At 62.7% G+C, this 21292-nt stretch carries 16 protein-coding genes and 2 tRNA genes; 6 read left to right on the forward strand and 12 right to left on the reverse strand.

What is annotated here, in order from left to right; all coding sequences use genetic code 11:
• Nucleotides 1–81: 81 nt before the first annotated feature.
• A complete protein-coding gene (locus DQW91_RS13470; protein ID WP_112664168.1) occupies nucleotides 82–2082 on the reverse strand; it encodes an acetyl/propionyl/methylcrotonyl-CoA carboxylase subunit alpha in 2001 nt (666 codons plus the stop codon).
• A 443-nt stretch (nucleotides 2083–2525) separates the two neighbouring features.
• On the opposite strand from DQW91_RS13470, the gene DQW91_RS13475 reads away from it, so the two are divergent.
• Nucleotides 2526–3872, forward strand: a complete 1347-nt coding sequence (locus DQW91_RS13475) for an Nramp family divalent metal transporter (RefSeq protein ID WP_112664169.1) — start codon at nucleotides 2526–2528, stop codon at nucleotides 3870–3872.
• Here DQW91_RS13475 and DQW91_RS13480 read toward each other — a convergent pair.
• From DQW91_RS13480 to DQW91_RS13510, 7 genes are all read right to left on the reverse strand, one after another.
• Nucleotides 3835–5028, reverse strand: coding sequence for an ArnT family glycosyltransferase (locus DQW91_RS13480; protein WP_112664170.1), 1194 nt, complete (start codon nucleotides 5026–5028; stop codon nucleotides 3835–3837). The genes DQW91_RS13475 and DQW91_RS13480 overlap by 38 nt on opposite strands.
• A gap of 20 nt (nucleotides 5029–5048) precedes the next feature.
• The gene (locus tag DQW91_RS13485) at nucleotides 5049–5744 is read right to left on the reverse strand and encodes a DUF2459 domain-containing protein (RefSeq protein ID WP_157961447.1); all 696 of its coding nucleotides are present in this window, start codon (nucleotides 5742–5744) and stop codon (nucleotides 5049–5051) included.
• Between the two features lie 20 nt (nucleotides 5745–5764).
• The gene (locus tag DQW91_RS13490) at nucleotides 5765–8476 is read right to left on the reverse strand and encodes a valine--tRNA ligase (protein WP_112664172.1); all 2712 of its coding nucleotides are present in this window, start codon (nucleotides 8474–8476) and stop codon (nucleotides 5765–5767) included.
• A gap of 195 nt (nucleotides 8477–8671) precedes the next feature.
• Nucleotides 8672–9271 (reverse strand): DUF2497 domain-containing protein, encoded by a 600-nt coding sequence (locus tag DQW91_RS13495; RefSeq protein ID WP_245411031.1) that lies wholly within the window; start codon nucleotides 9269–9271, stop codon nucleotides 8672–8674.
• 111 nt (nucleotides 9272–9382) lie between these two features.
• Nucleotides 9383–10786 (reverse strand): TolC family outer membrane protein, encoded by a 1404-nt coding sequence (locus DQW91_RS13500; protein WP_112664173.1) that lies wholly within the window; start codon nucleotides 10784–10786, stop codon nucleotides 9383–9385.
• Nucleotides 10787–10972: 186 nt separating this feature from the next.
• The gene (locus DQW91_RS13505; RefSeq protein ID WP_112664174.1) at nucleotides 10973–11635 is read right to left on the reverse strand and encodes a protein-L-isoaspartate O-methyltransferase family protein; all 663 of its coding nucleotides are present in this window, start codon (nucleotides 11633–11635) and stop codon (nucleotides 10973–10975) included.
• Between the two features lie 21 nt (nucleotides 11636–11656).
• Nucleotides 11657–11730, reverse strand: a tRNA-Cys gene (locus tag DQW91_RS13510).
• A 221-nt stretch (nucleotides 11731–11951) separates the two neighbouring features.
• On the opposite strand from DQW91_RS13510, the gene DQW91_RS13515 reads away from it, so the two are divergent.
• The 4 genes from DQW91_RS13515 (at nucleotide 11952) to sseA (ending at nucleotide 15303) form a co-directional block, all read left to right on the forward strand.
• Nucleotides 11952–12026: transfer RNA gene (locus DQW91_RS13515), tRNA-Asn, on the forward strand.
• 96 nt (nucleotides 12027–12122) lie between these two features.
• The gene (locus tag DQW91_RS13520) at nucleotides 12123–13580 is read left to right on the forward strand and encodes a cryptochrome/photolyase family protein (protein WP_112664175.1); all 1458 of its coding nucleotides are present in this window, start codon (nucleotides 12123–12125) and stop codon (nucleotides 13578–13580) included.
• Nucleotides 13581–13686: 106 nt separating this feature from the next.
• Complete coding sequence (locus tag DQW91_RS13525) at nucleotides 13687–14409, forward strand: alanyl-tRNA editing protein (protein ID WP_112664176.1); 723 nt, start codon at nucleotides 13687–13689, stop codon at nucleotides 14407–14409.
• Between the two features lie 39 nt (nucleotides 14410–14448).
• On the forward strand, nucleotides 14449–15303 hold the full coding sequence (gene sseA / locus DQW91_RS13530; RefSeq protein WP_112664177.1) for a 3-mercaptopyruvate sulfurtransferase: 855 nt from the start codon (nucleotides 14449–14451) through the stop codon (nucleotides 15301–15303).
• A 72-nt stretch (nucleotides 15304–15375) separates the two neighbouring features.
• Here the strand turns inward: sseA and DQW91_RS13535 are convergent, their stop codons facing one another.
• The 4 genes from DQW91_RS13535 to DQW91_RS13550 form a co-directional block, all read right to left on the reverse strand.
• The gene (locus tag DQW91_RS13535) at nucleotides 15376–16164 is read right to left on the reverse strand and encodes an amino acid ABC transporter ATP-binding protein (protein WP_245411033.1); all 789 of its coding nucleotides are present in this window, start codon (nucleotides 16162–16164) and stop codon (nucleotides 15376–15378) included.
• Nucleotides 16165–16169: 5 nt separating this feature from the next.
• Nucleotides 16170–17489, reverse strand: a complete 1320-nt coding sequence (locus tag DQW91_RS13540) for an amino acid ABC transporter permease (RefSeq protein ID WP_112664178.1) — start codon at nucleotides 17487–17489, stop codon at nucleotides 16170–16172.
• 8 nt (nucleotides 17490–17497) lie between these two features.
• Nucleotides 17498–18709 carry an amino acid ABC transporter permease gene (locus DQW91_RS13545; protein ID WP_112664179.1) on the reverse strand — a complete coding sequence of 404 codons (1212 nt, stop codon included), beginning with the start codon at nucleotides 18707–18709 and terminating at the stop codon, nucleotides 17498–17500.
• 113 nt (nucleotides 18710–18822) lie between these two features.
• Nucleotides 18823–19845, reverse strand: coding sequence for an amino acid ABC transporter substrate-binding protein (locus tag DQW91_RS13550; protein WP_112664180.1), 1023 nt, complete (start codon nucleotides 19843–19845; stop codon nucleotides 18823–18825).
• 220 nt (nucleotides 19846–20065) lie between these two features.
• On the opposite strand from DQW91_RS13550, the gene metC reads away from it, so the two are divergent.
• The gene (gene metC, locus DQW91_RS13555; RefSeq protein WP_112664181.1) at nucleotides 20066–21262 is read left to right on the forward strand and encodes a cystathionine beta-lyase; all 1197 of its coding nucleotides are present in this window, start codon (nucleotides 20066–20068) and stop codon (nucleotides 21260–21262) included.
• The last annotated feature ends 30 nt before the right edge of the window (nucleotides 21263–21292 follow it).

Raw genomic sequence — 21292 nt, forward strand, 5'->3', positions numbered from 1 at the left:
AAGACGGACGTTGGGCCGCAGCCTGGAGACTGCCGCATGATCTAAGGCGAACAACCGGTTTCCACTTGTTCTGATCATGCTCTACTCATCCACTTTAAGAGAAATAAGGCGCGCGCCTTCGGCGACCTGCGCCCCCTCCTCCGCCAGCACCTCGGCAATCTCGCCCGCGAGCGGCGCGACGAGCGGGTGTTCCATCTTCATGGCCTCGACGATGGCAAGCCGCTGCCCCTTTTCCACCACGTCGCCGGGCTTCACGAAAACCGCGATCAGCTTGCCGTGCATGGGCGCCTTGACTGCGCTGCCCGCATCCATGTGCTCGAGATCGACAGCGAAGGGGTCGAAAAGCGCGATGCGAGTCTGGCGGCCCTTGGTGAGGACGATGACGCCGTCATCGGTATCGGCGAACCGCTGCGGATCCGCGACGAGGTAATCCTCCTCATAGCTCGATGCTCCATCCGCAAGGCGCACGGTCACGTCGGTCGAACTCCCCGGCGGCTCCGGCCAGAGCAGGGTCGCCTCGATCCGCTCGCCATCCACCACGAGGGGCAGCCCCACAGTGCGGCTACCGACCATCTGGAACCCATCATCGGTTGCCCAGGGCGAGAGGACGGCCCCGTTAGTGCGAACGAACTCCTTGCGGTGATGATCTTCGAACAGCCCTTCCACAATGTGCAAAGCGCCAAGGCGCATGGCCTCTGCATCAGCCTTTTGCGGCACCGCGCCGAGCGTCTGCAAATTGCGATCAATGAAGCCGGTATCGAACTGCCCCGCCCGAAACTCCTTCGCGTCGCAAAGGCTCTTCAGGAACGCGACATTCGTTTTCGGCCCGGCGACAATCGTCTCCGCCAAGGCTGCGGCCAGACGATCAAGCGCCTCGTCGCGAGTCGCGCCACGAGCGATCACCTTGGCGATCATCGGATCGTAGAACGGCGTTACTTCATCGCCCGCCTCGACGCCGGCATCGACGCGGATGCCCTCGCTCGCCGGAAATTCCAGCGCCCAGAGTTTTCCGGTGGACGGCAGGAAATCCTTTTCGGGATCTTCCGCATAAAGCCGCGCCTCGACGGCGTGGCCTTCGATGGTGAGGTCGCCCTGCACGAACGGCAGCGGCTCGCCGGAAGCGACACGGAATTGCAATTCCACGAGATCGAGCCCGGTGATGCTCTCGGTCACCGGATGCTCCACCTGCAGGCGGGTGTTCATTTCCATGAAATAGAACCGGTCGGGACGTAAGCCCTCGCGGCCATCGGCGATGAACTCGATCGTGCCCGCGCCCACATAGCCGACGGCCCGCGCCGCCTCGACGGCGGCGTTGCCCATGATGGCGCGCATTTCCGGCGTCATGCCGGGAGCCGGTGCTTCCTCGATCACCTTCTGATGGCGGCGCTGGAGCGAACAATCGCGCTCGAAGAGATGCACCACGTTGCCGTGCTTATCGGCAAAGACCTGAATTTCCACATGACGGGGCGAGAGAATGTACTTCTCCACCAGCACGCGGGGATCGCCGAAGGCGCTTTGCGCTTCGCGCTGCGCACTTTCCAACGCTGCGTCGAAATCGGCTGCCTTGTCGACACGGCGCATGCCCTTGCCGCCGCCGCCCGCCACCGCCTTGATAAGAACCGGATAACCGATCTCATAGGCTTTCTGGCGCAGGAAGTCGGGCTCCTGCTTCGTTCCGTGATAGCCGGGAACGACCGGCACGCCCGCCTTCTGCACCAGCGCCTTGGCGGCATCCTTCAAGCCCATCGCGCGGATGGAGGCCGGAGGCGGGCCGATGAAGACGATGCCATTCTTCTGGCAGGCCTCGGCGAATTCCGCGCGCTCGGACAAAAAGCCGTAGCCCGGATGAATGGAAGCAGCACCGCTCCTCTTGGCGACGTCGATGATCTTCTCGATCTGGAGATAGCTCTCCCGCGCCGGAGGCGGGCCGATGGGATGAGCCTCGTCCGCCATGCGCACGAACAGGGCGTCAGCGTCCGCCTGCGAATAGACCGCGATGGTTCTGATACCGAGGCGCTTGGCCGTGCGAATAATCCGGCAGGCGATTTCGCCGCGATTGGCGATGAGGACACTCTCGAGCATTGGGCTCCCCGATCCGTTGGCGCAAGGTCGGTCGTCGTTTTCACCAGAGTCTGATTGGTCTCTTCGAAACACAATCAGACCCCCAGACTCCTTATTTATCGCATGATCCGGGCGAACAACCGGCGTCCACTTGTTCTGATCATGCTCTAGCTAGAGCAAAACCGGCAGCCCTTGTCACCCTCGATCCACCGGTTCTCCCGACCTGAAGTCATAGGGCGGGTGCTCCCCGCGTCTCGCCCTGTCCCCAAGCTATTTCTAGCCTTACGCGTGCAAGACCTTCCGCGCCTCTCTAGCTCTAACCGCCTGCGTCTGCGTCCCAAAATCTGCGGCACTCCCGCGCTGTAGAGCCCGCCGCCCTCGCTTGGGCAAAATCTCCGCTTGCCGACCGTGCGACGACTCGCTAGCCTTCCTGCAACTCGCTCGCAACTGCAGGAAGCCGAAGAATGGACGCCTCGCGCGCAACAAGCTTGCCCCCCGATTCCGGCTGGCGCAGGGCCAGGACAATGCCCTCCCTGCCGGAGGTGAGCGGCACCATCGCGGTCAGGCCCGGCTCGACCTGGAAGCGCGCGGCGGCCTTTCTCGGGCCGGGCTATCTCGTGGCCGTGGGCTACATGGACCCCGGCAACTGGGCGACATCCATCGCGGGCGGCGCGAAGTATGGCTACGCGCTGCTCTCCGTCGCGTTGCTCTCCAACATCATGGCGATCGTCCTGCAATCTCTCTGCGCGCGTCTCGCAGTCGGGAGCGGGCGCGATCTTGCGCAGGCCTGCCGGGACGCCTACCCCGCGCCCGTCGCATGGGTTTTGTGGGTGCTGGCCGAGCTTGCCATTTGTGCGACGGATCTTGCCGAGGTGATCGGCACGGCCATCGGCCTCAATCTTCTCTTCGGCGTTCCGCTCGAGATCGGCGTTCTGATTACGGCGCTCGACGTGTTTCTGGTTCTCTACCTGCAGAACCTCGGCTTCCGCTGGGTGGAGGCCTTCGTCATCACGCTGCTCGGCGTTATCGCCGTGTGCTTCGGCATCCAGATCGCGCTGGCGAACCCGCAATGGGGCGGCGTCATTCGCGGCTTTGCGCCGACAACCGAGATCGTCACCAATCCGGACATGCTCTATCTCGCGCTCGGCATTCTTGGCGCGACGGTGATGCCGCACAATCTCTATCTGCATTCAGGCATCGTGCAGACCCGCGCTTACGGCTCAACCCTGCCCCAAAAGCGGGAGGCCCTGCGCTTCGCGACGCTGGACTCGACCTTCGCCCTGATGTTCGCGCTCACCATCAACGCTTCGCTGCTGATCCTTGCGGCAGCCGCGTTCCATCACACGGGGCGGACGGAGATGGCGGAACTCGGCGAGGCGCATTCCCTCCTCGCGCCGCTTCTCGGCTCGGCTATCGCGCCGACGCTGTTCGGCCTGTCGCTTCTATGCTGTGGCCTCAACTCGACGGTCACGGCCACGATGGCGGGGCAAATCGTCATGGAGGGCTTCATCAACTTCAAGCTCGCACCGTGGCTGCGCCGCCTCGTGACCCGCAGCCTCGCCATCGTACCCGCCGCCGCCGTGACCATTGCCTATGGGGAGAGCGGCACCGCGAAACTGCTGATCTTCAGCCAGGTGATCCTGAGCCTTCAGCTCCCCTTCGCGGTGGTGCCGCTGGTGACGATGACGGCTTCGAAGCGCAAGCTTGGCGAACTGGCGAGCCCGCTCTGGCTCACCATCGTCGCCTTCATCATCGCCGCGATCATCATCGCGCTCAATGTGAAGCTGCTGGTTGATTTCGTGATCGGCTGACGAAGGCCGGCAGAAGGCTCGCAAGGCCAAAGCCTGCGAAGATCATCAGGAACGGTTCGAGCGGCAGGCGATAGCGCGAAATGCCATGTGTCACAGCATGAACCGCCGTGAAGAAGGCCACGATCAGCAGAAGCGGCATAACCTTGAGAAGCTGCGCCTTGCTCAGGCGCAGCAGCGCGACCACGGCGAGCGCCATAACCGGCACTGTCGAGACAAAGGCAACCGCATTCACAAGGCCCGATTGCGAACCCGGCAGCGGGCTCCAGAAGCGGAAGGTCCGCTCCACGCAGCGCCAGAGCCAGTGCAACGGATCGGCTTTGATGTAGTCAACGGACGCCGCCACCATCGCCTTGTCGCGGGCAATCGGATCGGCGATGTGGAACTGCTGCCACGCGGGCGCGAGCGCTTCGAAATTCAGGCCGACCTTATCGAAAAGCGTCGTGTTCTCGATGATGAGCAAATTGCCCATGCTGACGCTGAGGCGCACGAAGCTGTGATAGAGCATCCAGTTGTGCCACCACCACGGGGCCATCATCACCACATAGACAGCGATGTAGAGCCCGACCCGCCGCGCCACCGGCTTCCACTGCCCCTCTCCGCGCGCAAAGCAGAACGCGGCGATGAGAAGCGGCGCGACGGGGTCCAGCGTCGGGCGGGTCAAGGTGGCGAGAACCAGAACGATGGAACCGATGAGAAATTGCCCGCGATAGAACCCGAGACAGGCGAGCAGCAGCAGGAAGATATAGACCGTCTCGCTCAACCGCATGTTCGCATAAAACACGATCATCGGTGAGATGCAGAAGATCAGCCCCGCGAACAACGCCGCCGCGCGGGATCGGAAAAGCTCGAACGACAGAAGATAGACAAGCCCCGCCGTCAGCGCGGAGAGCACGATCTGAAACGTGAGGATGTGCTTGTATCCGAAGATCGCGATGAGAACCGGATAAAGCGGCATGTAGTTGAACGAGGACATGCGCCCCGTCTCAAGCAACGCCTTCCCCGTCTCAAGATAAACGGCAGTGTCCGGCCAGTCCCGATCCGGCGCATAGAGATGCCAGAGAACGCGCACGAAAAGGGCGACAAGCGTGAGGACGGCGATATCCTTGCCCATGAAGGATCCGCCCTCGCACTCAAACATCCCGTTCTGCTGAAGCATCTTGCGCCCCTATCTGCCGTTTAACGCACCTGAGACAAGGCACCTGCCGAGCGCCATTTGAGATCGGTCACGATCCCGACAGGCAATATCGCCGCGAACGGCGTCGTCGGCACGCCCGCAGCGTCGAGAAGATCGGCCACCCAGTGGTTACAAACCCGGAACAGGTTGAAGTCGCCCGCAGCGCGATAGAACAGGCTGGGTCCGTAAAGGCCGAGCCCGAGCACCTCCGGCTGCCCGTCGCCCCCACGGGCGATGCTGCGCTCGACGCGTGCCAGAAGGCGCGACAGACCGGACCTGGAAACCTTGATCCGGATCACATCGGCCGGGCCGAACTGGCGTTCGGGACGCTCTTCAATGCCGACGACATGCAGAACGGACCCGTTGCCTTGACCGGCCAGGGCCTTCAACGCCAGTTGCCATTGCATCGAAAGAGCCGTCGGCGTCGAACGGTAAAACTCCGCGTCCCCCCACCCGATCTCAATCCAGTCGTAGTGCTGAAAGCGCACCGCAAGCGGAATGAGCGCCGTCAGCCGGTCACCACCGGCGGCGGAAGCCAGGGCAGGAAGCGGAATGGCCAGACCGGCATGATAGCCATTGCTGACGAGGGCGATATCGAGGCCGTCCTCACCAGCCGGAAACAGGGCTGAATCGCCGGGCCGCGCAGTCACGACAATCGCCACGGCGAACAGGAGCAGCAGCGCAATGCTGCTGCTCACGATCAGCCGCAGCGCCCGCCTCACACGTTGTCCTTCAGGCGGCCCAACGCCTCTTCCATCTTCGCCTTGCGGGCGAGCGCTTCATCCCGGCGCTCGCGCTGCTCGTCGATGACCTCTTCCGGCGCTCGCTTGATGAAATCCGCGTTGCCTAGCTTGGCGTCGATCTTCGACACGTCCGCGTCGAGCTTCTGGATTTCCTTAGCAAGGCGCGCGCGTTCGGCAGAAAGGTCGACCACGCCTTCGAGCGGAAGGGCCGCGACCTCGCCGCGAATGAGAAGCTGCACGGAGCTTTTCGGCGCGGCATCGGCAAAGCCGATCTCGGAGATGCGTGCGAGGCGCTTGATCATGTCGCCCCAACGCTCGGCCCGCGCACGGACATCGGCGGAGGCGGCGACGAGAACGAGCGGGATCTGCGCACCGGCGGGCACGTTCGTCTCTGAACGCGCCGAGCGGATCTCGGTGACGAGATCGACCACCCAGCCGATCTCGGCTTCCGCCTTGGCGTTAGCGAGACCATCAAGTTTCGACCATGCGGCGAGCGCCAGAACGCTTTCGCGCTTGGGGCCTTCCGTGCCCTTGATCGCCCACAGCTCTTCCGTGAGGAAGGGCATGAACGGATGTAGGAGCTTGCAGATCTCATCGAAGATGAAAGCGATGGTGGCGCGCGTCTCGTCCTTCGCAGGGGAATCCGCGCCTTGCAGCACGGGCTTGGCGAGTTCGAGCGTCCAATCGCAGAACACGTTCCAAACGAAGCGATAGGCGGCATTCGCCGCTTCGTTGAACTTGTAGGTCTCGATGCCCGCCGTGACTTCGGCAATGGCTTTCGCGCATTCGCTCAGAGCCCACTGGTTCAGGGTTTCCTTCACCGCCTTCGGATCGAAACCGGAAACACGGGCGCAGCCGTTCATTTCGGCAAAGCGCGCGGCATTCCAGATCTTCGTCGCGAAATTGCGATAGCCTTCGACGCGCTGGAGGCTGAGCTTGATGTCGCGTCCCTGCGCCGCCATCGCGGAGAGGGTCATGCGCATGGCGTCCGCGCCGAACTGGTCGATGATGTCGAGCGGATCGAGCACGTTGCCCTTCGACTTCGACATCTTCGCGCCCTTCTCGTCACGGACGAGCGCGTGCATATAGACGGTGTCGAACGGCACTTCATCCATGAAGTGCAGGCTCATCATCATCATGCGGGCGACCCAGAAGAAGATGATGTCGAAACCCGTGACGAGAGTGTTCGTAGGATAATAGCGCTTGAGTTCCGGCGTTTTGTCAGGCCAGCCGAGCGTCGAGAACGGCCACAGGGCGGACGAGAACCATGTGTCCAACACATCCTCGTCACGCGTCAGCGGAACGTCGACGCCGTACCGCTCAAACGCTTCGGCCTTCGCCTCTTCCTCGCTCAAGGCGACATAGACGTTATTGTCCGCATCGTACCAGGCCGGGATCTGGTGGCCCCACCAGAGTTGGCGCGAAACGCACCACGGCTCGATGTTCTCAAGCCACTGGAAATAGGTCTTCTCCCAATTCTCCGGCACAAACTTCGTCTTGCCGTCTCGCACCACACCCAGAGCACGCTCGGCGAGCGGCTTCACGTTCACGTACCACTGATCGGTGAGATAGGGCTCGATGACGACGTTCGAGCGGTCGCCGTGCGGCACCATGTGGGTGTGCGGCTCGATCTCCACGAGATTGCCGCGCTCTTCCAGCATGGCGACAATGCGCTTGCGCGCCTCGGCCCGGTCAACGCCGTGAAGGGTCAGAACCGCATCGAGATCGGCGGAAGACGGCACGCCCTCGAAGAAGGCCTCATTGCCAATAAGCTGAAGTTGCGCTGCGGCGCCGAAGATGTTGATGAGCGGCAGCTTGTGGCGCTGGCCGACTTCAAAGTCGTTGAAATCGTGCGCGGGCGTGATTTTGACCGCGCCGGTGCCCTTCTCGGGGTCGGAATACTCATCCGCCACGATCGGAATGCGGCGGCCGACGAGTGGCAGGATCGTATACTTACCGATCAGGTCCTTGTAGCGCTCATCCTCGGGGTGAACCGCCACAGCAACGTCGCCCAGCATCGTCTCCGGACGCGTGGTTGCGACTGTGATCGAACGACCCGGCATGCCCTCGATGGCATAGCGGATGTGCCAGAGGTTACCTTTCACCTCGACCTGCTCGACTTCGATGTCGGAGATCGCGGTCTGGAACTTCGGGTCCCAGTTCACAAGGCGCTTATCCTTGTACATCAGGCCCTGCTTGTAGAGGTCCACGAAGACCTTCAGGACGGCCTTGGAGAGCCCCTCGTCCATGGTGAAGCGTTCGCGGGACCAGTCGCAGGACGCGCCGAGACGCTTCAGCTGGCTCTTGATGCGGCCGCCGGACTGCTCCTTCCACTCCCAGACGCGGGCCACGAATTCCTCGCGCCCCAGGTCGCGACGATGGATCTGCCGCTCGGCGAGTTGGCGCTCGACCACCATCTGCGTCGCGATGCCGGCATGGTCCATGCCGGGCTGCCAGAGCACGTCCCGGCCCCGCATGCGCTCGAAGCGGCAGAGAATGTCCTGAAGCGTGTTGTTGAGGGCATGCCCCATGTGGAGCGAACCGGTCACGTTCGGAGGGGGAATGACGATCGTATAGGGCTTGGCGTCCTTGCGGTCGGCGCGGCCCGCCTTGAAGGCCTCGGCCTCCTCCCAGCGGTCGGCAATACGCGCCTCGACGGCAGCAGGGTCAAACGTCTTATCCATCATGGCAAAAACCAACGGGTTGGCGCACGAAAAAGCGCAAGCATCCGGCTACAAACCGGACGCTCTTGTCGAAGTCAACTGATGACGGGAAAAAGTCAGAGGTTGACCGCGTTTCCCTAAAAACGCACTCAACCTCGATTCCTAGGTTTGCCGCACGATCCGGGCGAACAACCGGCGCCCACTTGTTCCGATCGTGCCTTAGCGCCGGGCGCGGGTTACACGCTCGATTTCGTCCCGGACGAGGCGCTCCACGATGGGCGGCAGGTTCTCGTCCAGCCAGGCTTTCAGCATGGGGCGCAGCATCTCCCGGACGATATCGTCAATCGTGCGGGCGGTGCTGGTGGTCGGCGCGGGAGAGCCCAGCTTGTTGAAGGCCTGGGAGATCGAGCGGCTGGCGATCTCGGAGAGCAGGCTGTTGTCCGATGCCGGGGAAGCCAGCAGCTCACGCTGCGGCTCAGGCGCGGGAGCCCGCTCCGGGGCCTTCTCAGGAGCGATCTCGGCCCTGATAGACTTCAGGTCCGGCGGGCTCGGGATCTCAACCCTGTACGGACGGCGCTCGACCGGCTCGGGAGCGTTTTCCGGCTCCGGCGGCAAGGACTGCGGCTCCGGAAAAGCGGGCGTCGGATCGGAGGAGAATATCTGCGGCTCGGCGCGGTTGAGAACCGGCTCGTCGGCAAGATCCGCATCGTCATGCGCGTCGCCACGGCCATCATCCTGATCGTCAGCAATGATGCGCCGTATGGAGGCGAGTATCTCCTCCATCGAGGGCTCCTGAACCTTCGGATTCACTGAATTCATCGCCGCGCTCGGATCAAAAAGAATGGGAGGGAATCATCCCTCCCTTCAATCATCACTATTTCACGCGATTCTCTCGGCGCAAGCGGCGCCGAATAATTATCCCGTGACGGATCAGCGCCCGTCAGGCGTGGTCAAGCCGAACCACGCATCCTTGACCTGATCGAAGTGCGTCTTGGCGTTGTAGTGGTTCACCGCAAGTCCCATCGCGCGAGAATTCAGGCGGCCTGAAGCCTGAACGACGGCGTAGGAAGCGACCACGCGATCACGCTGCGCGGTGATGAGAGTGACGCGAGCGTTCAGCAGTTCCTGCTGCGCGTTCAACACGTCGAGGGTCGTGCGCTGACCCACGCGCGCTTCCTCGCGAACGCCGTTGAGCGCGACTTCCGCTGCTTCGACCTGAGCCTGCGCCGCGACGATCTGTGCGCGCGCGGCTTCAAGCTGCCCCCACGAGGAGATCACTGCAGCGCGAACCTGATCGCGGATGGAGTCCGCTTCGAGGCGGCGTTGTCCCGCCGTCTCCTTGGCCTGACGCGTGCTCGCATAAGCAAGGCCACCGTCATAGATCGGCACGGTGAGCTGCGCGACGATGGAGGCATTGAGCGACTGGTCGCCGGTCTGCTGCGAATCGTAGCGCTCGGAAACCGCACCGCGAACGCCGAGCTGCGGCGCGAGCGCGCCCTCTTCGATCTTCACCTGCAATTCGGCGACATCGACGCTATGCAGGGCAGCCTTGATCGCAGGATGCTCGTTCAGGGCGATCTTCAACGTGGCGTCGAGATTGGCCGCAAGGAGACGGTCGAGCGGACGGCCCGGCGCGAGTTGCTTCGGCTCCACGCCAACGACACGGCGATAGGTCGCGACGCTGGTGCGCAGGTTGGCCTCCGCGAGGCTGACCTGCGAACGGGCGGCCGCAAGACGCGATTCCGACTGAGCGACGTCAGTACGGGTCACCTCACCGACGTTGAAGCGATCACGGGTCTGGCGAAGCTGCTCGTCCAGAACCTCGACGTTGTTGCGCTGGAGATCGAGGATCGCCGTATCGCGCAGAACGTTCATATAGGACTGAGCGGCGTCGAAGAGCGTGTTCTGCTCCTCGTTCGTCAGGGTCTCGCGGGACCCGAGAACAGAGGATTCGGCCTGCCGCACGGAGTTCACGGTCCGGAAACCGTTGAAGATCGACTGGTCGACCTGAACGCCATACCCGCGAGGATAGAGTCGCTCGATCGAATTGCTGTTCGGGATACGCCCACGGGAGGGCGTCTCAAAGTCTGAAAACGTACGTCCTGCATCGGCGGTGGCGGTCACCTGCGGGCGATACCCCGCCTTGGCCCGGCCGACATTCTCATCGGTCGCGCGGACACTGGCCCGCTGCGCGTTGAGAGTAGGATTATTGACATAGGCCCGCGCCAGGGCGCTTTCCAACGTCTCCGCCGACGCGGCGCCGATACCGGCCAGGACAAATGTCGAAGTCATCGCTCCGAGAAAAGAAAGACGACTTCTGAAAATTTGCTTCATTGCCACGCTGACCTGCCCAAGAATCGAGGCAGCTGATTCTGCCTTCGAGAGCCAAAAAACTTACACATCACATACGCTTATCAAAACGCGACAATAACCATCGCGACTGAGTCGACAATAAGATGGTCGTAACCCCTTAACATTTTCATTCCCAGGTGCCGCAAAAAAGCGACACTTGGGGACTTATCAAAAGACGAAACCAGGCTTTGGCTGGAAGGCCGCCAGCGCCGGAGCCGCCGCATTAAACAAGGTCCGCGCTCCGAAAGCGTCCCCGGAACGCACGTAAAGCGTCGCCTGAGCGGAACCGCCCTGCCCTTGAACGCAGACTAGCCGGCCACCCTGGCCAAGCTGTTGTAGCAGAAACTCGGGCTTAACCCCAACTGAGCCGTTAACCAGGATCGCGTCATAGGGCGCGCCGGAGGCATGGCCCTTGTCGAGCGGGCCCGCCGTGACGTCCACGTTCCGGACATCCGCTGCGGCGAGCGCCTGGCGGGCGACAGAGGCCGCGCCCTCATCCGCCTCGAGGGCGGTGACCGAGGCGCCGAGCCGGGTGAGGATGGCGGATGAATAGCCCCGCCCGCAGGCCACATCGAGCACCTTGGTGCCTGACTCGATGTCGAGCGCCTGGATCATGCGGCCCAGAACCATCGGCGCGAGCATGAACCGCGCCTCGGGGCCGTCGGCCACCTGGATGTTCTGATCGATATAGGCAAGATCCTCACGCCCGGACGGAACGAACCGTTCACGGGGAACGGCATCCATGGCATCGAGAAGGGGAATATCGTTGACGTCGAACGTGCGCAGTTGGCTATCGACCATCGTGCGGCGCGCTTGCGCGAAATCGACCATGGATGCCTCGCGAAAGGAAGTTGGAGGCCTCGGAGGGAATCGAACCCCCGTACAAGGATTTGCAGTCCTCTGCGTAACCACTCCGCCACGAGGCCATCCTGGGGAGCCGCCGATGCGGCGGGTGCTCCATAGCAGAGCGTTGCCCCAAAGAGCAACTGCCCTGAATGAACATCTCGCGTCACGAGGGGGGTTGCAACCGGTCGGGCCCTGATATATGCCTCCGGGCCTCAGCAAATCGGCGGCCTGCTCCGACTTATCGGAGGCTGTCGAGAGCGGGGCGGGGCAAAGCCCTTATCTCCCGCGTTTGTGAAGATATTCCGGCGTGGCGCAGCGGTAGCGCAGCGGACTGTTAATCCGTTGGTCGTAGGTTCGAATCCTACCGCCGGAGCCATCTTCCCTCCCTGAGACGATTGTCCTCCCAAAGCAAAATGATCCGCGTGGGCTATAACGGGTAGCCGCCCCTACGTTTTGTTTCGTCGAGGTTTCCTTGTCCCGCCCTGTCCTCGTGTGGTTTCGCGACGATTATCGCGTTTCCGACAATCCAGCCCTGACGGCGGCGCTCGCCAGCGGAAGCCCTGTCCTCTGCTTTGCGATTGTCGACGAGGTTTCCCCGGGCCTGCGTCCTTTAGGCGGCGCGGCGCGGTGGTGGCTGCACGGTTCGCTTGAGTCCCTGGACCAGTCCCTTCGCGCTCTCGATTCGAGTCTCGCCCTGTTTCGTGGCGGGTCGGAGGAGCTTGTCGAACGAATCGCAAAGGAGACGGGCGCGCAGTCGATTTTCTGGAACAGGCGCTACGGCGAAGCCGAAATCGCCATCGACAGCGCGCTGAAAAAGCTTCTCGCGAATCGCGGCCTGGAGGTGCGGAGCTTCAACGGCAGGCTTCTCAACGAGCCGTGGGAGGTCATGAACAAGGCCGGCAAGCCTTTTCAGGTCTTCACACCCTATTTCCGCGCCGTGATGGCTCGGGGAGCGCCTGAAGCTCCCCTGCCCGCTCCCTCGCGGCTTGAGGCAGGTTCGTGGCCAGAACCGCTCCGCGGCCTGCAAGTCCCGCTCAAGAGCCTTGCCCTCGAGCCGTCGCGACCAAACTGGGCTGAAGGCTTCAGCGCCATATGGGAGCGGAGCGAGACCGGCGCGCAAAAAAGCCTCGCCGCATTTCTGGACAACGTTCTTCAAGGTTACGCGGAGAGCCGCGAGCGCCCCGGCGTGGAGGGAACCTCACGCCTCTCGCCGCATCTGCGCTTCGGAGAGATCAGCCCGCGCCAGATCTGGCATGCCGTCATGAGCGCCAGCGCAGCGATAGGTGGCATCACGGGTGACACAGAAAAGTTCCTGAGCGAATTGGTCTGGCGCGAGTTCTGCTACGTCCATCTCCACCAAACGCCCGACCTCGCGACGAGGCCGCACGATCCACGCTTCGCACGCTTTGAGTGGAGCAAGAACGAGGCGAATCTCACAGCATGGCAAAGGGGGCTGACGGGCTATCCCATCGTCGATGCGGGGATGAGGCAACTCTGGCGAACAGGCTGGATGCACAACCGCGTCCGCATGATCGTCGCCTCGTTCCTGGTGAAGCACCTTCTCACCGGCTGGCGGAAGGGCGAGGCCTGGTTCTGGGATACGCTGGTGGACGCGGACCCAGCCAACAATCCCTTCGGCTGGCAATGGGTCGCGGGTTGCGGGCTGGATGCCGCTCCGTTCTACCGGATCTTCAACCCCATCACGCAAGGGGAAAAGTTCGATCCGAACGGTGATTATGTCCGCGCTTTCGTGCCGGAACTGTCGCGCCTGCCGAACGCCTTCATCCACAAGCCCTGGGACGCTCCAAGCGAAACTTTGCAAGCCGCAGGCGTGGAGTTGGGCAAAACCTATCCGAAACCCATCGTCAATCACGCCGCCGCGCGGGAGCGTGCGCTTCATGCGTTTCAGGAAATCCGACAGCCGGGCTGAGGTTCGCAAAAGCAACTTCCTTGCCGGTTGCCAATCCGGTCCGACTTCAACGAAGATGCCCCGCAATGAAAATGCCTGCGCCTCGTGAAGAAGGACAAAAACGCCAATGAGCGCCACCAATCTGCTGTTCCGGGAAGACGCCTACGCCAAGACCTGCGATGCGACCGTGCTCGCCCTCACGCCCGAGGGCGGCGTGATCGTCGACAGGACGGTCTTCTACGCGCAGGGCGGCGGGCAGCCAGGCGATGTGGGCGTCCTGAAGCTTGCGGACGGAGGCGAGATGGCGGTGACGAATGCCGTCTATGGCCCTGACCGCTCGCAGGTCGTGCACCTCGTCGGCTCCGAGGCTGCTGCGCGGTTGAAGGCAGGCGACACGGTGGCTCTTGAGCTCGACTGGCCGCGCCGGATGAAGCGCATGCGTGTTCACACGGCGCTGCATCTTCTGAGCGTCGTGCTCCCCTACCCCGTTACCGGCGGCTCCATCGGCGATGGTGACGGGCGTCTCGATTTCGATATTCCCGATGCCGGTCTCGACAAGGCCGACATCACCGACAAGATGAACGCTCTCATCGCCCGCGATGCCGCCGTGACCGACCGGTGGATTACGGATGCGGAGCTCGACGCCAATCCCGGCCTCGTCAAGACCATGTCCGTGCAGCCGCCGCGTGGCTCCGGCCGCGTGCGTCTCGTTGAGATCGCAGGCATCGACCTTCAGCCCTGCGGCGGCACGCATGTGCGCTCGACGGGCGAGATCGGCGAAATCATCATCACCGATATCGAGAAGAAGGGAAAACAGAACCGGCGCGTGCGTCTCTCCCTCGCCGACTGAACGCTTCCTTCCCCCTTATCCATCGAAGAGAGCCTGACAATGTCCCATCCCTTCGTTTCCACCGCCTGGCTGCAAGACCATTTGAATGACGGCAATCTCGTCGTGGTCGATGCGTCGTGGTACCTGCCTGCGCAGAACCGCGACGCCGACGCGGAATATCTCGCGGGCCACATTCCCGGCGCGGTGCGTTTCGATCTCGACACGGTGAAGGATACCGCCTCCACCCTACCTCACATGCTGCCGTCGGAAGCGGATTTTGCTGCCGCTGTCGGCGCGCTCGGCATCGGCACCGACACGACCGTCGTCGTCTATGACGGCCACGGCCTGTTCTCCGCGCCGCGTGTGCTGTGGACCTTCCGCATCTTCGGCGCGAAGGACGTGCGGATTCTCGAAGGCGGTTTTCCTGCGTGGAAGAGCGAGGGGCGTGCCGTCGAAGCGGGCCCGCAGAAGGCTCGCGCACCCCGCGCCTTCGCCGCAAAACTCGACAAGGCGGCGGTGGCCGACGCGTCAGGCGTGCTGAACGCATCGCAATCCGGCTCCTCGCAGATCGTCGATGCGCGCGCGGCGGACCGTTTCAGGGGCGACGCCCCGGAGCCCCGCCCCGGCCTTCGCGCGGGCCACATCCCCGGCGCGCGTAACCTGCCCTGGGGCGACATCGTCGAGAATGGCCGCCTGAAAAACACGGATGCACTGAAGGAGGCCGTCGAAAAGGCGGGCATCGACCTCGGCAAGCCGATCATCGCAAGTTGCGGCTCGGGTGTCTCCGCCGCGATCATCGCCCTCGCCTTCGAGCAGCTCGGCCACCCGCCCAAGGCGATCTATGACGGCTCGTGGTCGGAATGGGGTCTGCGACAGGACCTGCCGATCGAGACCGGGCCGGCGAAGAAGAGCTAGGCCTTAGCGCGCGCTATCGAGAACAAACAAAAAAGCCCCGGATCGACCGGGGCTTTTTTACATCTCGTATCCTTAGTGCAGGATCTGGCTCAGGAACATCCTGGTGCGCTCGTGCTGCGGGTTCTTGAAGAACTCGTCGGGCGTGTTCATTTCCACGATCTGCCCGTAATCCATGAAGATCACGCGGTCCGCGACCTGACGGGCGAAGCCCATTTCGTGGGTCACGCAAAGCATGGTCATGCCCTCTTCCGCGAGGCCGACCATGGTGTCGAGCACTTCCTTCACCATTTCCGGGTCGAGCGCCGAAGTCGGCTCGTCGAAGAGCATGATCTTGGGGTTCATGCAGAGCGAGCGGGCAATCGCCACGCGCTGCTGCTGACCGCCGGAGAGCTGGCCCGGATACTTGTTCGCCTGCTCGGGGATCTTCACCCGGGTCAGGTATTTCATGGCGATCTCTTCCGCATCCTTCTTCGACATCTTCTTCACCCAGATCGGGGCGAGCGTGCAGTTTTCGAGAATGGTGAGGTGCGGGAAAAGGTTGAAGTGCTGGAACACCATGCCGACATCGCGGCGCACCTCGTCGATGCGCTTGAGGTCGTTGGTGAGTTCCGTGCCGTTGACGATGATGCGGCCCTTCTGGTGCTCTTCCAGACGGTTGATGCAGCGGATCATGGTCGATTTGCCGGAGCCCGAAGGCCCGCAGATCACGATGCGCTCGCCACGGCGGACATTCAGGTTGATGTCGCGCAGCACATGGAATTCGCCATACCACTTGTGCACGTCGATCAGCTGGATCGCGGGCTCGGCCCTCGGGTCGATTTCAGCGGCGGAAGTCTGTCGAATGGTCGAAGTCGTTGCCATGAGTTTCACCGTTTATGTCCAGCCGCAAGCCGCCGCTCGACCCCGAGCGAGTAGCGGGACATGCCCCAGCAGAAAATGAAGTAGAACAGGGCTGCGAAGGCGTAGCCCGTATAGCTGATCGTGGGCGCAGCCCAGTTCGGATCGATGCGCGAGGCCTCAATGGTCTTGACGAGGTCGAAGATGCCGACGACCGAGACCAGCGAGGTATCCTTGAACAGCCCGATGAAGGTGTTCACGATGCCGGGAATGACGATCCGCAGGGCCTGCGGCAGAATGATGAGAACCATCATCTGCGGATAGTTGAGCCCCAGCGACATCGCGCCTTCGTACTGGCCTTTCGGCATGGCCTGCAAACCGCCACGCACGACCTCAGCCATGTAAGCCGATGCGAAGAACGCCACGCCGACCAGCGGCCGCGTCAGGCGATCCACCGTCACGTCGGGCGGCAGGAAAAGCGGCAGCATGGTGTTGGCCATGATGAGCACGGTGATGAGCGGCACGCCGCGCACGAACTCGATGAAGATAACCGACGCCATCCGCAGGATCGGCAGCTTCGAGCGCCGCCCCAAGGCCAGCAGAATGCCGAAGGGCAACGAGAAGACGATGCCGACCGTCGCCACAAGCAGGGTGACGAGAATGCCGCCCCAGCGCGATGTCGGCACCGGCTCGAGCCCCCAATCCCAGTCGAGGAGGGCGAGGGTCACGCCGAGCACGGCGACGATGCCGGCGGCGACGAGAACGGCGGAGCGCACGGACGTCTTCAGCATGAAGGCCGCGAACCCGATGGCCGCCATGAAAACCACGCCGATGGTGGCGAAGAGCAGCCAGGCGCGAAGGCCGATATCGACATTGCCGCCCGTCAGAAGAACGTAGGAGGCGATCGGGAACAGCCAGAAGAAATAGACCGCGCCGAGGTCCCTCCGGGGTGCCCTCAGCCACAGGAGCCAGGCGACGCCGATGGCGAGGAGGACGAAGAAGATATTGACCCGCCAGCGTTCCTCGGCCGGATAGGAGCCATACGTGAAGAAATTGATCTTGCTGACGACGAAGGCCCAGCAGGCCCCGACCGGGTGGCCGGCCGTCTCCGCGCGACATGCGGCGCGGTCCGTCCCCGTCCAGACCGCGTTGAAGAAGAGGAAGTCGAGGATCGGCGGAATGAGGACAAAGAGCAGGTACGCCACCGCGAGAGTCAGAGCGGTGTTGATCGGGCTCGAGAACAGATTCTCCCGGACCCAGGCAATCGGCCCGCGCGCGAGCTTAGGCGGCGGAAGGGCTTCAATCTTTTCGGTGCGCACGAAGCGCGAGACGTCAACGGCGGTGTTCATGAAAGCTCCTACCGTTCAACGATGGCCACGCGGCGGTTGTAGATATTCATGACGAACGAGGTCACGAGGCTGATGGTCAGGTAGACACCCATCGTAATCATGACGACTTCGACAGCCTGCCCCGTCTGGTTGAGAACGGTGCCCATGAAGACCTGCACGAGATCCGGGTAGCCGACGGCCACTGCGAGCGAGGAATTCTTCGTCAGGTTGAGATACTGGCTGGTCAGCGGCGGGATGATCACTCGCATGGCCTGAGGAATCACCACGAGACGCAGCGTCTGGCCGGATTTGAGGCCGAGCGAATTGGCAGCCTCGGTCTGGCCCTTCGAGACGGCGAGAATACCCGCGCGCACGACTTCCGCGATGAAGGCCGCGGTATACGTCACGAGGCCGACGAGCAGTGCGACGAACTCGGGAAGGATCTGCATGCCTCCGCGCAGATTGAACGTACCCTTCTGGGGCATGTCGAAGCTGACGGGATTGACGCTAGCGAGAGCGAGCACGATCCAGGTGGCCACAGGCAACCCGATGATGAGAGCGAGCGAGACGAAGCCGACCCGGTATTGCCGCCCTGTCGCCTCCTGCTGCCTCTTGGCATAGCGGCGAAACAGGACGGTGCCGACAATCCCGATGGCGAAGGCTGCGACGACAGCCCAGATATCCGCACCGTAGACCGGGCGCGGCATGAACAGGCCGCGCGAATTCAGAAAGAACCCTGCGCCGAGCTGGAATGAATCACGCGGCTGCGGCAACGGTCCGAGAACAGCGATGTACCAGAACAGCAATTGCAGCAGCAGCGGAATGTTGCGCAGGAGCTCGACATAGACCATCGCGACCTTGGCAACCATCCAGTTGGTCGACAGGCGGGCGATGCCGATCGTGAAGCCGAGAATGGTCGCGAAGACGATGCCGATCGCAGACACGATCAGCGTGTTCAGAAGGCCGACGATGAAAGCGTCGCGATATGTCGAACCTGCCGCGCTGAACGGAACCAGCGTCTGGCTGATATCGAAGCCGGCAGTGACATCGAGAAACCCGAAACCTGACGCGATCTTGGCGCGCTGCAGGTTCTCGACCACGTTCGTCGCCGCCATGTAGAACAGGTAGCCGACGACGCAAATCAGAAGAACTTGATAGAAAATTCCGCGAACATTGGGGTCGTAGAGAAACGACCTTTTGGGCGGGGATGTCGGGCTGACGACACTCTGCACTGAACCCATCCTCTGAAGGCTTTTGTTATTGGGCCGTTTCCTGAACTAGCCTGCCGCTTGGGCGGCATGTCTTTATTGAGGGCGTCCGGATTGGTCCGGACGCCCCGTTTTTTCAAATCCGATTAGCGGACCGGCAGGCCGTACTGCAGGCCGCCCTTGGTCCACTGGGCGTTCAGGCCGCGCTTGATCTTGAGCTTAGAGCCTTCGCCCACGTTGCGCTCGAAGCTCTCGCCGTAGTTACCGACGTGCTTGACGATGCGGTACGCCCAATCGTTGGTGAGGCCGACGGCTTCACCGAACTTGCCTTCGGTGCCGAGCAGACGCTTGATCTCCGGATTGTCGGAACCCTTCATCTGGTCGACGTTGGCCTTGGTGACGCCGAGCTCTTCAGCATCGAGCATGGCGTTGTGGGTCCAGCGGACAATATCACCCCACTGGTTGTCGCCGTGGCGAACTGCCGGGCCAAGCGGTTCCTTGGAAATGATTTCCGGCAGAACGATATGATCGTCCGGGTTCGAGGCGCGCAGGCGCTCGGAGTAGAGGCCGGAGGCGTCCGTGGTGAACGCATCGCAGCGGCCGGCATCATAGGCCTTGAACGTTTCGTCCGAGGTCGCGAAGGCCACGACTTCGTACTTCATGTTGTTGGCGCGGAAGTAGTCCGCGAGGTTCAGCTCCGTCGTGGTGCCCTGCTGGGTGCAGATCGAAGCGCCGTTCAGCTCCTTCGCGGAGGAGATGCCGAGCTTCTTGCGAACCATGAAGCCCTGGCCGTCGAAGTAGTTGACGGCGGGGAAATCGAGGCCGAGCTGCGTATCGCGGGACATGGTCACCGTCGAGTTGCGGGACAGAACGTCAACCTCACCCGACTGGAGCGCCGTGAAACGATCCTTGGCCGAAAGCGGGATGAAGCGGACCTTGGTCGGATCATCGAAGATGGCGGCGGCGATGGCGCGGCAGAACTCGACGTCCAGCCCCGTCCAGTTGCCCTGGGCATCCGGCAGGCCGAAGCCGGCGAGGCCGGTGTTCGAACCGCAGGTCAGGTAACCCTTCTGCTTCACGCTGGCGAGGGTCGCCTGGGCGGATGCGCCCGTAGCGACAAAGCTCGCCGCCATCAGGCCGAAGGCAATCGATGCGATAGCCTTTTTCATGTTGTTTATTCTCCACTCTGTCGATTTGACCCTCCGGGCTTGAGATGCCCGGCCGAGTTTCCGTTGACCGCTCCGAGCCGCGCGGGGCGAACCGGCCTCGAATCCATCACATTCGATGATTGGTCACTGGTCAAGTGTTGATGGATGAGAGCCCAAGAAGGGTTGACGGCGCTCCGGAGGCAGCTTCACATCCTCTCTCCGCCAACGTCAGCATGAAACAATGTCCAAGAAACCGCCTAAACTCACCGATCTCGGCGACCGCACCCGTCTCGTTCATGCGGGGCGCGACCCTTCAGACCAGTACGGATTCGTGAACACGCCGATCTATCGGGGGTCCACAGTTCTTTACCCGACGACGGACGATCTGCTCCATCGGCGCAGCAGGTACTCTTACGGAACCAAAGGCACGCCGACGACGGATTCGCTCGAATCGGCCTGGACGGCCATTTCCGGCGCCGCGGGAACGGTGCTGGCTCCCTCGGGCCTTGCTGCGGTTTCCCTGGCGCTTCTCTCTTGCCTCAAGGCTGGCGACCATCTTCTGGTGACCGACTCCGCCTATCGCCCCACACGGGAATTCTGCGACGGCTTCCTGAAGCGGTTCGGCGTCGAGACGACCTACTATGACCCGCTCATCGGCGCGGGGATCGAGGCCCTGTTCCGCCCCAACACAACGGCGGTTCTCACCGAAGCGCCCGGTTCCCAATCCTTCGAGATGCAGGACATTCCGGCCATCGCGGAGATTACCCATCGGCATGGCGCGGTCGTCCTCATGGACAACACCTGGGCGACCCCCCTCTTCTGCCCGCCCCATGAACGGGGCGTCGACATCGCCATCGAGGCGGGCACCAAATACCTCAGCGGCGGCTCGGACCTGTTGCTTGGCCTCGTTTCCGCCAACGAGCGGTGCTTCCCGGCCCTGCGCCGGACCTACGACGCCTTCGCCATGTGTCCCGGCCCGGAGGACGTGTTCCTGGGCCTGCGCGGCCTGCGCACGATGGCGCTTCGCCTGCGCGAACATGAAAAGCAGGCTCTCGACATGGCCCACTGGTTCGCCAAGCGGCCGGAGGTGGCACGGGTTCTTCACCCGGCGCTGGAGACCGACCCCGGCCACGCCATCTGGAAGCGGGACTTCAAGGGATCGTCAGGTCTGTTTTCGATCATCCTCAAGCCCTGCTCCGACAAGGCGCTCGCGGCGATGCTCGACGGGCTGGAGCTTTTCGGGATGGGTTATTCCTGGGGCGGGTTCGAAAGCCTCGTCATCCCCTTCGACTGCTCGACCTACCGCACGGCGACGAAGTGGAACCCCGGCGGCCACGCTCTGCGCTTCCATATCGGCCTCGAGGATCTGGATGACCTGAAGCGCGATCTAGATGCAGGCTTCGCACGCCTGAAGGAAGCGGACGCGAAGGCGGCCTGACAAGACACGACACACGGCGTCATCCCGGAT

Source organism: Microvirga flavescens, from assembly GCF_003290125.1.
Taxonomy (GTDB): domain Bacteria; phylum Pseudomonadota; class Alphaproteobacteria; order Rhizobiales; family Beijerinckiaceae; genus Microvirga; species Microvirga flavescens.

Bases quoted from the DNA above. Each gene is read 5' to 3' on its own strand.
- DQW91_RS13470 (WP_112664168.1), bottom strand. From the start codon at position 2,082: ATGCTCGAGAGTGTCCTCATCGCCAATCGCGGCGAAATCGCCTGCCGG.
- DQW91_RS13475 (WP_112664169.1), top strand. From the start codon at position 2,526: ATGGACGCCTCGCGCGCAACAAGCTTGCCCCCCGATTCCGGCTGGCGC.
- DQW91_RS13480 (WP_112664170.1), bottom strand. From the start codon at position 5,028: ATGCTTCAGCAGAACGGGATGTTTGAGTGCGAGGGCGGATCCTTCATG.
- DQW91_RS13490 (WP_112664172.1), bottom strand. From the start codon at position 8,476: ATGATGGATAAGACGTTTGACCCTGCTGCCGTCGAGGCGCGTATTGCC.
- DQW91_RS13495 (WP_245411031.1), bottom strand. From the start codon at position 9,271: ATGAATTCAGTGAATCCGAAGGTTCAGGAGCCCTCGATGGAGGAGATA.
- DQW91_RS13500 (WP_112664173.1), bottom strand. From the start codon at position 10,786: ATGAAGCAAATTTTCAGAAGTCGTCTTTCTTTTCTCGGAGCGATGACT.
- DQW91_RS13505 (WP_112664174.1), bottom strand. From the start codon at position 11,635: ATGGTCGATTTCGCGCAAGCGCGCCGCACGATGGTCGATAGCCAACTG.
- DQW91_RS13525 (WP_112664176.1), top strand. From the start codon at position 13,687: ATGAGCGCCACCAATCTGCTGTTCCGGGAAGACGCCTACGCCAAGACC.
- sseA (WP_112664177.1), top strand. From the start codon at position 14,449: ATGTCCCATCCCTTCGTTTCCACCGCCTGGCTGCAAGACCATTTGAAT.
- DQW91_RS13535 (WP_245411033.1), bottom strand. From the start codon at position 16,164: ATGGCAACGACTTCGACCATTCGACAGACTTCCGCCGCTGAAATCGAC.
- DQW91_RS13540 (WP_112664178.1), bottom strand. From the start codon at position 17,489: ATGAACACCGCCGTTGACGTCTCGCGCTTCGTGCGCACCGAAAAGATT.
- DQW91_RS13545 (WP_112664179.1), bottom strand. From the start codon at position 18,709: ATGGGTTCAGTGCAGAGTGTCGTCAGCCCGACATCCCCGCCCAAAAGG.
- DQW91_RS13550 (WP_112664180.1), bottom strand. From the start codon at position 19,845: ATGAAAAAGGCTATCGCATCGATTGCCTTCGGCCTGATGGCGGCGAGC.
- metC (WP_112664181.1), top strand. From the start codon at position 20,066: ATGTCCAAGAAACCGCCTAAACTCACCGATCTCGGCGACCGCACCCGT.